The organism is Streptomyces violens, assembly GCF_000717745.1.
Lineage (GTDB): Bacteria > Actinomycetota > Actinomycetes > Streptomycetales > Streptomycetaceae > Streptomyces > Streptomyces violens.
Genome location: NZ_JOBH01000001.1, coordinates 81,481 through 94,066 on the forward strand (window position 1 = coordinate 81,481; position 12,586 = coordinate 94,066).

Annotated in this window: 11 protein-coding genes and 1 tRNA gene; 5 read left to right on the forward strand and 7 right to left on the reverse strand. The window is 72.8% G+C overall.

The features are described 5' to 3' along the window. Nucleotides 1–76 precede the first annotated feature (76 nt). Nucleotides 77–673 carry a superoxide dismutase family protein gene (locus IF04_RS0100370; RefSeq protein WP_037957900.1) on the reverse strand — a complete coding sequence of 199 codons (597 nt, stop codon included), beginning with the start codon at nucleotides 671–673 and terminating at the stop codon, nucleotides 77–79. A 233-nt stretch (nucleotides 674–906) separates the two neighbouring features. On the opposite strand from IF04_RS0100370, the gene IF04_RS0100375 reads away from it, so the two are divergent. Beyond that, nucleotides 907–1,545, forward strand: a complete 639-nt coding sequence (locus IF04_RS0100375) for a DedA family protein (protein ID WP_030249046.1) — start codon at nucleotides 907–909, stop codon at nucleotides 1,543–1,545. Between the two features lie 32 nt (nucleotides 1,546–1,577). Here the strand turns inward: IF04_RS0100375 and IF04_RS0100380 are convergent, their stop codons facing one another. Then, nucleotides 1,578–2,522: a universal stress protein gene (locus tag IF04_RS0100380; RefSeq protein ID WP_030249049.1), complete on the reverse strand. Its 945-nt coding sequence runs from the start codon at nucleotides 2,520–2,522 to the stop codon at nucleotides 1,578–1,580. Between the two features lie 298 nt (nucleotides 2,523–2,820). Here IF04_RS0100380 and IF04_RS0100385 point away from each other — a divergent pair, with 298 nt between their 5' ends. Beyond that, on the forward strand, nucleotides 2,821–4,035 hold the full coding sequence (locus tag IF04_RS0100385; protein WP_051830521.1) for a methyltransferase: 1,215 nt from the start codon (nucleotides 2,821–2,823) through the stop codon (nucleotides 4,033–4,035). Nucleotides 4,036–4,076: 41 nt separating this feature from the next. Here the strand turns inward: IF04_RS0100385 and IF04_RS0100390 are convergent, their stop codons facing one another. Further along, a complete protein-coding gene (locus IF04_RS0100390; protein WP_078599674.1) occupies nucleotides 4,077–5,645 on the reverse strand; it encodes a glycosyltransferase family 39 protein in 1,569 nt (522 codons plus the stop codon). Nucleotides 5,646–5,781: 136 nt separating this feature from the next. On the opposite strand from IF04_RS0100390, the gene IF04_RS0100395 reads away from it, so the two are divergent. Next, complete coding sequence (locus tag IF04_RS0100395) at nucleotides 5,782–6,660, forward strand: alpha/beta fold hydrolase (RefSeq protein WP_245654225.1); 879 nt, start codon at nucleotides 5,782–5,784, stop codon at nucleotides 6,658–6,660. Nucleotides 6,661–6,790: 130 nt separating this feature from the next. On the opposite strand, the gene IF04_RS37025 is transcribed toward IF04_RS0100395, so the two are convergent. From IF04_RS37025 to IF04_RS0100415, 4 genes are all read right to left on the reverse strand, one after another. Continuing rightward, nucleotides 6,791–7,501: an STAS domain-containing protein gene (locus tag IF04_RS37025; protein ID WP_245654226.1), complete on the reverse strand. Its 711-nt coding sequence runs from the start codon at nucleotides 7,499–7,501 to the stop codon at nucleotides 6,791–6,793. Between the two features lie 281 nt (nucleotides 7,502–7,782). Continuing rightward, entirely contained in the window at nucleotides 7,783–8,373 is a 591-nt protein-coding gene (locus tag IF04_RS0100405; RefSeq protein WP_157847590.1) for a hypothetical protein, read from the reverse strand. Nucleotides 8,374–8,682: 309 nt separating this feature from the next. Beyond that, nucleotides 8,683–10,074: an FAD-binding oxidoreductase gene (locus tag IF04_RS0100410; protein ID WP_030249064.1), complete on the reverse strand. Its 1,392-nt coding sequence runs from the start codon at nucleotides 10,072–10,074 to the stop codon at nucleotides 8,683–8,685. Between the two features lie 111 nt (nucleotides 10,075–10,185). After that, nucleotides 10,186–10,257, reverse strand: a tRNA-Val gene (locus IF04_RS0100415). 233 nt (nucleotides 10,258–10,490) lie between these two features. On the opposite strand from IF04_RS0100415, the gene IF04_RS0100420 reads away from it, so the two are divergent. Continuing rightward, nucleotides 10,491–11,750, forward strand: a complete 1,260-nt coding sequence (locus tag IF04_RS0100420) for a coiled-coil domain-containing protein (protein WP_051830526.1) — start codon at nucleotides 10,491–10,493, stop codon at nucleotides 11,748–11,750. 100 nt (nucleotides 11,751–11,850) lie between these two features. Next, nucleotides 11,851–12,564, forward strand: a complete 714-nt coding sequence (locus IF04_RS0100425) for a DUF4383 domain-containing protein (RefSeq protein ID WP_078599679.1) — start codon at nucleotides 11,851–11,853, stop codon at nucleotides 12,562–12,564. The last annotated feature ends 22 nt before the right edge of the window (nucleotides 12,565–12,586 follow it).

Genomic DNA, 12,586 nt, shown 5'->3' on the forward strand with positions numbered 1-12,586 from the left:
CAGCACAGCAGCACCGCTCTCCGCTCGAGCCTGAGGGCCGCCCGTCCCGGCGGCCCTCAGGCCGTTTCCGGTCCCGTTACCTCGCCGCGTGCTTGAACGGCACCGAGAGGCAGCCCAGCCGGTCGCCCGCCATGCCGGCATGGCCGTGCCCGGTGTGCGTCTTGTGGTCGTGGATCACCACGGACCGGGCCTCACCCGGACGGAACCACCAGGAGTGCTTCGACGACACCGAGGCGTCGCCATCGGAGTCCGTGGTGAAGTCCAGCCACACCTCGTTCCGCGGGTTGGCGTACCTGGGGTCGACGGACGGCTGCTTCGGGTCCTTCCGGTTCTGGTAGTGCGGCCCGGAGGAGTCCGGCTTCTCACCACACGGCTTGGTGTGGACGTGCGAACCGTAGGTGCGGTGCGGCTGGAGCCCCTTCACCTTCAGCCGGATGGTCATCCCGTGGTCGTTCTTCCACTGCGCCACCACGATCCGCGCCTTGGCCGGCACCTTCTTCGTGTCGTACGTCACCGCGTCGGACGGGTCGAACTCCGACACCGGGGTGAACCGGCTCTCCTTGCCCACCGCCAGGTCCCCGCCCCCGGGCGTGCCGCCGTGCGCGGGCGCCGCCACGGCCGGCGCCGCCAGCAGCAGCGCCGCCACCGCACCCGTCACCATTCCTGCCGCCATCCCACTTCCTCCTCGTGACTCCCCGTACCGGAGGCGCGCGGGTGCGCGCCGGATCCACGGTGTAGCCCAGCAGGCGAGCCCACCGGCAGGAAACGCGTGATTCGGACAACACCTGCGGCCCCGGGCTCCGATCTCCGGACATCCCAGGCGTACGCTGTACAGCTGTACGAGCGACAAGCCGCCCCTGCCGCTGCCATGCGACGTCGCGGCCGGGGACGACTTGGAGTGACGAGGTGCTGGAAAGTCTGGGGGCGCTGGCCGATCCCCCATGGATTTATCTGATCGTCGGGCTGTGCGTACTGCTCGACGTCTTCGTGCCCTTCCTGCCGAGCGGCGTGCTGCTGATCGCCGCCGCGACGGCCGCCGGCACCCGGTCCGCCGCTGCGGGCGTCTCGCCGGTACGCGGCGACTCGGGTCTGATGGACCTGCTCGCGCTCGCCCTGTGCGCCGCGACCGCATCGGTACTGGGTGACCTGGCCGCCTACCGGGTGGCCTGGCGCGGCGGCGACCGCTTCGACCGCGCCATCGCCCGCTCGCGCCGCCTGACCGCCGCGCAGGAACGTCTCGGCACCGCGCTCACCCGGGGCGGCGGGACCATCGTGGTACTGGCCCGCTTCGCGCCCGCCGGGCGCTCCGTGGTCAGCCTCGGCGCGGGCGTCGCCCACCGTACGGTCCGCGAGTTCCTGCCCTGGTCGATGGTGGCCGGCGTGGCCTGGGCGGCGTACAGCGTGGCCCTGGGCTACTTCGGGGGCCATCTGCTGGGCGCCACGTGGTTCAGTACCGCGGTCTCGTTCCTCGCCCTCGTCGCCGCCGGCTCCGCCGCGCTCTACGTGATGCGCCGCCCGGAGCGCCGGCCCGCGCACTCGGGCTGACGACCGCCACTCCGTACAGCTGAAGACGCGCCCTAGTCGTCCTCCTCCCGCGCCGCCTCCGGCACCACCGCGATCGGGCAGAGCGCGTGCAGCAGCACGGCGTGCGCGACCGAGCCCAGCCGGCGGCCGATCCGCAGCCTCCGGCGGTGCCGCCCGACCACCACCAGGTCGCTCTGCTCGGACGCCTCGACCAGCTGCCCGGCCGCGTCCGCGGGGCGCAGCGCGGCCTCCACCGCGACCTCCGGGTACCGCTCCCGGTATCCGGCGAGGACCTCCGTCACCTGGCTGACCAGCGCCTGCTCGTACTCCCGCTGCGTCGTGTCGTACGCGACCACATAGTCAAAAGCGTTCGGCACGACCATCGGCCACATGTACGCGGCGATCACCTGGAGGGCCGCTCCGCGCCGGGCCGCCTCCTGGAAGGCAAAGCCGATCGCGCTGCTCTCCCGCGTCTCCTCCGCCGTCGGGTCGATGCCCAGGGTGACCCGGCCGTGCGCCGGTCCCTGCCGGTGACCGACGCCGGGCCGGGCGGCACCGCCGTCCGCTGCCGCCGTCTGCGCACCACCCCGATCCGGACGCGGCACGACCACGACGGGGCAGGCGGCGTGCGCGGCGCAAGCCATGCCGTTGGAGCCGAGCAGCAGGCTGGCGAAGCCGCCCCGGCCGCGCGAGCCGAGCACCAGCAGCTGCGCCTCGTCGCCGAGCGCGGGGAGGATGGCGTCGGTGAGGCCGTTGAGGCTGCGGAACTCGACCTCCGGCAGCCCGGCGTCCCCGGCCAGCCGCTGCCGCAGCTCTTCCAGTACGGGGTCGCCGGTGCCCGCCTCGGCGTCGGCGGCGCGGGCGGCGGTGACGTACGGCCAGACGTGCACGACCTGCAGTGGCGCGGCGCGAAGCCGGGCCGCCTCCGCCGCCCAGTGCACCGCGCGCTCGCTGTCCGGGGACCCGTCCGCTCCGACGATGACCGGCCTGCTGTCCATGGCTGCCTCCCTGCGTTCACCCGGCCGGCCGTTTTTGGCGGCCGCGCGGCCCGCCGTTCCCGCGACCGCCACGGCCACGGCCGCTGCACTGCGATCGTTACCACTCCCGGGAAGGATGCGGAAGTACGCATTACAAGCGATATAGCCGTGTATTACGGACAGGCACGGGCACGATCAGCAACAGGCCGGGTGTCCCGGAGCCGGTAAAGTCGAACGTCCTCGCACCGCCCCGCTCCTGGGGCGTGCCCCTCCTCCGGGACGCGCCCTCAGCCGGCCGTGCCGCCTGATCCGGGACGTCATGAACGCACACCGGCCGACCGCCTCCACCACCGCCACCGACTCCTCGCACCCCGTCCTCACCTGGGAGGAGTCCGGGGTACTGCGCTCCGCCCGCTGGCGTTCGGAGAACGGCGCGGCGCCGCCGCGGCGGGTCGAGATCGCCGACGACCGGACCAAGGCCGACGCGGCGTACAAACTGGTCTGCGAGGGCACCGCGCTGCTCTGGCGCGGCGACTTCCACAACGCCCGCCAGCTGCTGGCCGCGCTGGCCCGGCGGATCGACCGCCGCCCCCGCAAGCCGGCCCCCGCCGACGACCCGGCCCGCGCCTTCCACCTGCACCGCGCCGCGCAGAGCCAGCGCGCCCGCATCCTCGGCATGCTGCTGGTGCCACTCGACTCCGAGTACGGCGTCCCGCTGCACCGCGCCCCCGACGTCCGCGCGGCCTGCGCGCTGGCGTACGGTCCCGCCGGTCCCGCGCCCGAGGACGGCGGCGCGGCGGACGGTACGGACTCGGTCGTCTCCCTGCGCGAGCTCCTCGGGCTCGTCGGCGCGTACGAATGGCACCGCAAGGGCGTCGAGATCCCGGCCCTCGGCGGTGAGCGGGTCCACCCGGACTACGGCGTCTTCTCGCCCCAGCGCGGCGAGTACGTCGACCTGGTCGCGCAGGCGCCGCTGCCGGAGCAGCCGCCGGCGCTGGCCTTCGACATCGGCACGGGCACCGGCGTACTGGCGGCGGTACTGGCCCGGCGCGGCGTCCCGCGCGTCATCGGTACCGACCAGGACCCGCGCGCGCTGGCGTGCGCGCGGCAGAACGCCGAACGGCTGGGCGTCGCCGACCGGGTGGAAATCGTAGCGGCCGACCTCTTTCCTTCCGGGCGCGCGCCGCTGGTCGTCTGCAACCCGCCCTGGGTACCGGCCAAGCCGACCTCCTCCGTGGAGTACGCCGTCTACGACCCCAACAGCCGGATGCTGCGCGGCTTCCTCGCGGGGCTCCCGGAGCACCTGACGCCGGGCGGCGAGGGCTGGCTGATCCTCTCCGATCTCGCCGAGCACCTCGGCCTGCGCACCCGTGCCGACCTGCTCGCCCTCTTCGAAGCGGCCGGCCTGACGGTCCTCGACCGGTTGGACATCGCGCCCCGGCACCCGCGCGCCCGCGACACCACCGACCCGCTGCACGCGGCCCGCGCGGCGGAGGTCACGTCCCTGTGGCGGCTGAGGGTCGCGGCGGGCTGAGCCGTTTCGTACGGGGTCGGAGGCTTCCGTACACAGCCAGTTCAGGAACGCTTCCGTACGTACACGTCGACGCGGCGGCCGCGCGTCTCGGTGGTGCCGACGCGGGCGAAGTGCCGTGCCAGTACCCGCTTCTTCATGGCCTCGCGCGCGGGTACCGGCCGGGACGTGGCCGGTGCGGCGTCCGTGACCAGCACGATCCGCCGGTGCGCGAGCATCTCGGCGCGTATTCGTGCGGACGGCTGCTCGGTCCCCTTGAGCGTTCCGCCCGCCACCGGCCCCTGCCGCAGGGCGAGATCGTCAAGTCCCTTGAAGGCGGCCGGACTCACCAGCGCCGTGTCCCGCCGCGCCGCGGGCAGGAAGAGCACCCCGTCGCCGTCGTGGCCCTGCGCGGCGACCACCCCGGCAGCTCCGAGGACGTCGTCCACCCTGCTCTGCGGGCTCCGCAGCCCGGTCTCGACGGGCAGCAGCGCGAGAAAGCCGAGGGCCGTCACCCCGGCCAGCAGTGCCCGCGCCGGTATGCGTACGCGCATGGCGACGGCGTGTACGGCCGCCGCGAGGGCCGGGCCGGCCGCCAGCGCGAAACCGATGTTGGTGAAGAGCACATAGCGGTCGATGTAGAGCGGCTGCACCAAGGAGGCCAGCAGCAGGCCGGCCTGCGGGACGGCGAGGAGGGGGAGCGCGACGGAAGCGGGGGTCAGCGCGCTCCGCCCGTACGCGCCGCTGCCTTCGTACGCACCGCTCCGGCCGTAGCGGGCACAGGCGCAGACGGCGCCCGCGAGCACAAGCGCGGCAATACCGAGCAGCGTGGTCCAGGCGACCGGCTTGATCCATGACACCTGTTCGGCCTGTGAGCGGCTGGCCAGTACGAGGGGCAGGGCCCCGGCCACCGCGACCGCCGCCGAACCGGACCAGCGCACGAGGACGCCGCGCAGACCGCGGCGGCGGGCCAGCAGCACCGTCACTGCGTGGGCGGGCAGCACCAGCAGCGAGAACCAGTTCAGCAGCGCGGCGCACAGCACGGCCGCCGCGTAACCGGCCCACCGGCCAAGGCCCTTGCGGGGCGCGGTGACACCGCGGACCAGGAACCAGGTGGCGGCCGCGACGCACGCGGTCACCAGGGCGTAGGAGCGGCCCTCCTGGGCGTAGTGCTGGATGTTGGGGATCAGCGCGAGGACGAGGCCCGCGGCCAGCCCGGCCCATGGCCCGGCCAGCCGGCGCCCGATGACCGCCGTCATCGCGGCGGCGGCCGCCATGGCCAGTACCGACGGCAGCCGCAGCGCGATCAGGCTCGGCCCGCCGAGCGCGAAGACGACGTGCATCAGCACGTAGTAGAGGCCGTGCACGAGGTCGACCTGCCCCACCAACTGCCAGATCTCCGGCAGGGAACGCCGGGCCGCCTGCCAGGTCGCCGCCTCGTCCCGCCACAGGCTGTGCCCGCGGGTGATGCCCCAGCAGCCGAGCGCCAGCGCGAGCAGCGCGGGGACCACGGCGACCAGCGCGGCGCGCGGCGCCGTCCACCGGTCCGCCGGCCCGGCGCGGCGAACGGTGCGCCGGGGAACCAACTGGACCGGAGAGCGGTCTATGGGGGCAGAGTCGGCATCTACGGACATGGGCGCACAGTACACCGTGTGTATACATGCAGTGTATAGGTCTCGGTCACATGCCTGCCGGGCAGGCGAAGTGACCGACTCTGTCCGATCCCTCCCTCCCTTCCCTTATCCGCGGCAAAAGTGTGATCATGACACCATGAGCAGCGATATGAGGATGCCCGCAGGCATCGAGCCGGAGTTGTTCCCCGAGCCGGGCGTCGAGTCGGGCACCGCCCCCGTGGCGGGCGGCGAGCTGTACTACGAGGCGGCGGGGTCGGGCCCGGCGGTGGTGCTGCTGCACGAGGGCATGCTCGATCTGTCCATGTGGGACGAGCAGTTCGGGTGGCTCGCGCGGTCCGGGTACCGGGTCGTCCGGTACGACGCGCGGGGCCACGGCCGCTCCTCCGTCGTCGACGGGGACTACGCCCACCACGAGGACCTCCGGGCGCTGCTCGCCCATCTCGGCATCGCCCGCGCGACGTTGGTCGGGCATTCGCACGGCGCGCGCGTCGCGCTGGACAGCGCACTGGCGTACCCGGACGCCGTCGCCGCTCTGGCACTGGCCGCGCCCGGCATCAGCGGCCGCGCGTTCTCCGACCCGTTCCTGCTGCAGCACATCAGGGAGCAGGTGGCGGCGGTGAGCGCTCCGGGCGGCGTGACGCTCTTCATCGAGCACTTCCTGCGGATGTGGGTGGACGGCCCGCACCGCGAACCGGCGTCGGTCGACCCCGATTTGCGCGAGCGGATACGCGCGACGGCCAAGGCCACCGTGCGGGCGCACGCCGAGGGGATGGGGCGCGGCACGGCACTGGAGGTCGGCGCGGCGGGCCGGCTGGCGGAGATCAGGGTGCCGACCCTCGTCATGGACGGCGACCTCGACAGCACCGACATCTCGGCCAACGCCCATGCGGTCGCCCTCGAGGTACCGGGCGCCCGACGTGCCCGTATCCCGGCCGCCGGCCACATGGTGAACCTGGAGAACGCCGCCCGGTTCGACCGCGAACTGGCCGAATTCCTGCGAGGCGCCGCGTACTAGCGGAGCGGCGCGTACTAGCGGGCGCCCCGTACTGGCGGAGCGCCGCGTACCGGCGCGCGCCCGGCGCCCCGCGGGCAGTCACTGCTCCCGCGGGGAGCCGGGGTCGCGTGCCGCCCGGCGCCGGGCGGCGTCAGATGCCGGGAAACACGTCGTCGTCCACCTGCTCGACCAGCTCGAAGGGCTCGCGCAGGGCGGCCAGTTTGAGCAGGCGGAGCACGATGGGCCGGAGATTCATCAACGCCAGCCGGCCGCCCCGGGCCGTCACCTGGTCCCGCAGCCGGCAGAGCAGGTCCAGGCCGCTGCAGTCCATGAACGTGACGTGCCGCAGATCGACCACTATGGCCTTCTCGCCGGGCCCGGCGTTCCTCCCGTCGGCCTCGCGGCAGCCCGCGAACACGCCGGGCACCCCGCCGAACCGCACTTCGGGATGAAATCCGGGAAGGGAAACCGGAAGGCCGCTCGTCAACGGAATTATTTCCGCGGGCGATTCGGGACGGAGTTCGGGTCGGAGTTCGGGATGAACGTCCGGATGGCCTTCGGTCCGGACTTCCGACTGGACTTCCGGGTGGGCTTCGGTCCGGACTTCGGGACGGACCTCCGGAAGGGTCTTCACGCGCGGCAGTATCCGCGGAATCACCCTCGGCGGCCTCGGCGCCACCCGGGCCCGAGGAGCGGGAAATATCGCCGACCGCCGCAGCGCGTACAGCGCATGGAGCGCCAGCAGAACGTCGGCTTCGATGCGCAGCGCCATGGCCAGGTCGAGTTCGCCATGAAGTGCAAGAACGACCATGTCGCCACCACGGCGAACGGTCACCTGCACATCGGCGTCGCTTCCCCCCACGTCACCCCCAGTTGTACTTCAGGCCGTATCACGAACACGGCGACGGGCCGGTACGCACCAGGGTCTGGGATGCACAGGCACCGTAACCGCGCCCTGCAACGCAGAATCGATCAGGCATGACAGAACGCCACTGACGGGTGAATTTTATCCATATCGCTTGACGGCAGCCAGGCTCAAAAGTGACCGAATGGCGCCGTAAAACACCGCGAGAAGGAGCAGAACTCTGCATTTATGCAGAGAACCCCCGGCCATCGCAAAGCATAAAGCAGAACGATGAACGGTCAACCCTCGGCGGCCATGTCCGTGGCGACGGCCTCGGGCCTGCCGCAGGCCCCGGACGCGAGCGGAGCAACCGGCAGCGGAACGACATCCGCCGAGCCCTCCCGCTCCGCACGGCCCGGCCCCTCCGGACCGCCCGACCCCTCCGGTCCGTTCGGCGCCAGCTCGGCGATCACCGGGAACGGCCGGCGGAAGAACACCGCGAGCGAGCCGTCCGTACGGTGGTGCACGCACAGCCGCCCCGCGCCCGCGTCCCCGGCGCCCTGCTGCTGCGCGGCGCCCGCGCCCCCGGACTCCTCGTCCGCCTCCCGGTCGTCGACCCGTACCGCGCACTGCCCGTCGTCGATCTCGATCGTGAGGCGGTACGCGTCCGCGCTGCCGTGGGTCAGTACGTACGCCGTCGCCCGGGCCAGGTCCGAGACCAGCGAAGCGCTCCCCTCCCCCGGCACACCGAGCGCGTCCAGCACCGCGCAAGCCAGCACGGTGGCCTCCTTGTCGCTACCGGGTCGTCGTCGTGCGCTGAGCGCCCAGCGGAACGCGGGGGCTCGGCCGGCGGCCGGGGACATACGGGAGGCGGCCGTACTCTGCTCCATGGCCGGACCCTGCTCTCCTTCGGAAGTGGACTCGGGGGCCTGCTGCCGGGGAATCCCACCGGCACTCCGCCACTGAAAGGGCGCGCTGAACAGGCGCGACCGGGGTCCGGGGCCACTCCGCTTCACCATAGAACTCACGATCGACGCGGAACCCGCCAATTCCGGCCACTTCGCCCCTCGGCCACCTCACGCGCATGCTGCTCCCTCCCCCCGTCACATGCGCCTCTTCCCTCGCAGTTCCGGCGCAGGAAGTCACCACGCCTGCATAACCGACAGAAAGGACACCCGAGGGTCGCCGTGTCCCGACGGCTACGCCGCCCGCTCCGGCCTGATGTTGTGGTTGGCACGGAAGACGTTGTCCGGGTCGTACGCGGCCTTCACCGCCGCGAGCCGCGCGTGGTTGTCCGCGCCCACCCCCGCGACGACCCGTTCGCCGCCCTCGTCCCCGATGAAATTGAGGTTCACGGCGCCGATCGACCACGGCCGCATGTCGGCGCGCAGGTCACGCGCCCACTGCCGGGCGCGCACGTCGTCGGCCGGGTCCTCCCAGAGGCCGAGCGGATGCACCGCCCACGACGCCGCCCGCCACGGCACCGGATAGTCCGCCGCGCCCCGCGCGAGCGCGCCGCCCTGCGGCAGCAGCAGATGCTGGGACGGCGAGGGCACGACCATGTCACCGGCGCGTCCGCAGAAGACCTCGACGGCCCGGTCGGGCAGCTCCGCCAAGTACTCCGCCGACCAGTAGTTCCGGTAGCCGGGCGGGTCGTCGAGCATGCACTGGAAGTCCGCGTACGGGATGTCCGCGATCTGCTCGCCCTCGTGCCCGAGGCGCAGCATCGGCGCCATCGCCTCGCGCGCCTGCGCCACCGGCCCCGCGTACGTGATCAGGCATACGCACGCCATCCGGCCCCGCAGCTGCGCGGGCACGAACTCCTCGGGCGGGCCGGTGAGGTAGAGCAGCCCGCCGCCTACCTCGTCGGGCGCCGCCGCCATGAAGTCGCGGTACGCGCGCAGTACCTCGGGGCCGGCCTCCGGACGCCACACCAGCAATCCGAAGCTGAACGCGGGCAGTTCGTGCAGCCGGAACGTGAAGGACGTCACCACCCCGAAGTTGCCGCCGCCCCCGTGCAGCGCCCAGAACAGCTCCGGATTCTCGGTACCGCTCGCCCGCACCGCCTCCCCGGCCGCCGTGACCAGCTCGACCTCCAGCAGGTTCTCGCAGGTCAGGCCGTACTTCCGTTCCAGCCAGCCGGATCCGCCGCCCAGCGTGAAGCCGCCCACGCCGGTGGTCGAGACCCGCCCGCCGGTCGTCGCCAGCCCGTGCGCGCCGGCCGCCCGGTCGAGATCGCCCATGGTCGCGCCGCCGCCGACGCGTGCCGTACGGCTCTCCGGATCGACCGTCGCCCCGTTCATCCGCCGCAGGTCGACGACGAGACCGCCGTCGTTCACCGCCGTCCCGGCGACGCTGTGCCCGCCGCCGCGCACCGCGATCTCCAGCCCCTCCTCGCGCGCCCAGCGGACCGCCCGGCCGATGTCCTCGGCGGTCGCACAGCACGCGATGACGGCGGGCCGCCGGTCGATCATCGCGTTGAAGACACTGCGGTGCTCGTCGTACGAGGGATCACCGGGCGTGATCAGTTCCCCGGCGAACCCGGCCCGAAGACCGCCCAGTACCGCACCGTTCAGCTCACGGGATGCCATCAGATACCCCCCTGGTACCCAGCTGGTCCGCTCCCCCGGTTCCCCGAGCGTAGCGCCGCCCCCGAAACGCCGAAGCCCCCCAGTCGAACCGACTGGGGGGCTTCGCACACGTGGGCACAACAGGATTTGAACCTGTGACATCTGCTTTGTAAGAGCAGCGCTCTACCGCTGAGCTATGCGCCCGGATGAACCGACAGACTACCTTGCCTGCGGGGATGGTCCGCAAACCCGTAGGGGGAAGCGTCCGGATACTGAACCTACCGGCCGGTGTGTTCGTCCGTACTGGGTGGGAGAATGGCTTCGGGCCTGGGGCGACGCGAGCGGGAGAGGGCTGTGACGGCGACACACACGCGGCTGTACGGGCAGCGAGCACGTCGTCGGTGCCCGCGCCGGCCGCGACGGCAGTCGGTGGGGGGATGATGGCGTTCGCCGGTGGCGGTACCAGACGGTGGTTCGGGCGCGGGGAGAGTCAGCGGGCGGAGGCGCAGGCGGCGAAGGATGCCGCGGCGGCCGCGTTCTACGAGCTGGACACCGCCCAGCGGGACCTGCGGATCTCGATCGAGACGATCACGGCGGTGGACGATTCGCCGGGCGCGCGGCGGGCCGCCGAGGGGTATGCGGAGCTGGGGCGGCGGATCGACGAGGTCAGCCGGACCTACATCGCGGCCGTGGACGCCCATGATCTGGACCGGGACGATCTCGACGGTGCCGGTGCCTCCCGGGCGCGCGCCGATCTGATCCGGGCCAAGGACGAGCTGACGGCGGTCGGCAAGGAGCTGGAGCGGTTCGCGCAGGGCCTCGGGCCGCTGCTGCAGACCGCGGAGACGCAGCTCGCGCGGCTGGCGCCGGCGGTGGAGCGGGCCCGGCAGGCGCTGCTGGCGGCGACCCGGGCGCTGGACGCGGTGCGCGCGCACGGGCTGAAGGCCGATGATCTCGCGGCCCGGCTGGCGGCGCTCTCGCCCGAGCTGACCAAGCTGAACCAGGGGGCGGGGCAGCACGGCGTGCAGGAGACGATCCAGCGCGCCGATGACGTCCTGCGCCGGGCCGAGGCCATCCGTACGGAGGCGGAGCGGCTGCCGGAGAAGGCCGCCGACATCGGCAAACGGCTGGTGTCGCTGCGGACCCGGGCGCAGGCGATCACGACGCGCGCGGGGAACGTCGATCCGGTACTGAGCGAGCTGCGGCGGCGGTACAGCGCGGCGTGCTGGCAGGACCTCCAGGTGGTGCCGCAGCAGGCGGCGGATGCCGTACGGCAGGCGGAAGTGAAGCTGCGGGAGGCGCAGGCCGCCAGGGACGAGCAGCGGTGGGCGGACGCGACGAGTCTGCTGGCGACCGTACGGGCGCTGCTGAACACGACGGACGAGGCGGTGTCGGCGGCCGGGGACCGGCTGCGGCGGCTGGACGAGGTGTCCTTCGACCGGCAGAAGGAGGTCGAGCGGACACGGTTCGCGATCCGGGACGCGCAGCGGCTGGCGATGGCCGGACGCAGTACGCCCGATCCGCGGCACGCGCGTCCGCTGGACGAGGCGGTGGCCCGGCTGGAGCGGGCCGAGGCCGGGCTGGAGGGCAGCCGGCACCCGGACTGGTGGCACTTCCTGACCGAGACGGACGCGGTACGGGAGACCGCGGCGCGGGTCGTCCAGGCGATCCGCGAGGAGCGGGGCGGCGGGAGCTGACCGCCCTCGTGGGATGGCGTTGTCCGGCGCGGGGGCGGAAGCTGGAGGGAGGTACGGCGGTACGGCCCCTGGCGGTCACTCTGTGCAAAGGAGGCCGGACATGACTGCTGGCCACGCCCTTCACGGGCCCTCCCACACCCCGCGGCGGCACGCTCCCCGGCGGCACACCAAGCTCGACGAGCATCTGCCCGTCGACCACCGGCTGAGCACGGTCTACCGGGTCGGCGCCGGGCTGATGGGACTGGTGCTCCTCGCCTTCGGCATCCTCGGCCTGATCGACCGGATCGGCTTCTTCGACACCGGCGGCGACACGGTCGCGGGCCTGAACACCAACGGCGCGCTGAGCGTGCTGTCCATCCTCATCGGCCTGCTGCTCTTCGTGGGGATGGTGATCGGCGGGAACTTCGCCTCCACCCTCAACACCGTGCTCGGCCTCGCCTTCCTGCTGAGCGGCTTCGTCAATCTGGCGGTCCTGGAGACCGGCTTCAATTACCTCGCCTTCCGCCTCCAGAACGTCCTGTTCAGCTTTGTGGTCGGGCTGATGCTGCTGGTCTTCGGCATGTACGGCCGGGTCAGCGGCGGCCTGCCGCACAACAACCCGTACTGGCTCGCCCGGCATCCGGATGCGGTGCCCCGCTCCTCCCGGCTGAACCCGCAGCAGGCCGCGCTGCTGCGCAGGACGGAGCGCGAGGCGCGGGAGCGGGAGGCGCTGAGCGGGGAGCACCGCAGCGGCACGGCACAGCGGTACAGCCGCGAAGTCGGACTCCGGCGGAAGCTGGGACGCGCGCGGAAGGGAAACCGGGGGCCCGGGTGATTCAGAATGGGCGGCAAGGACC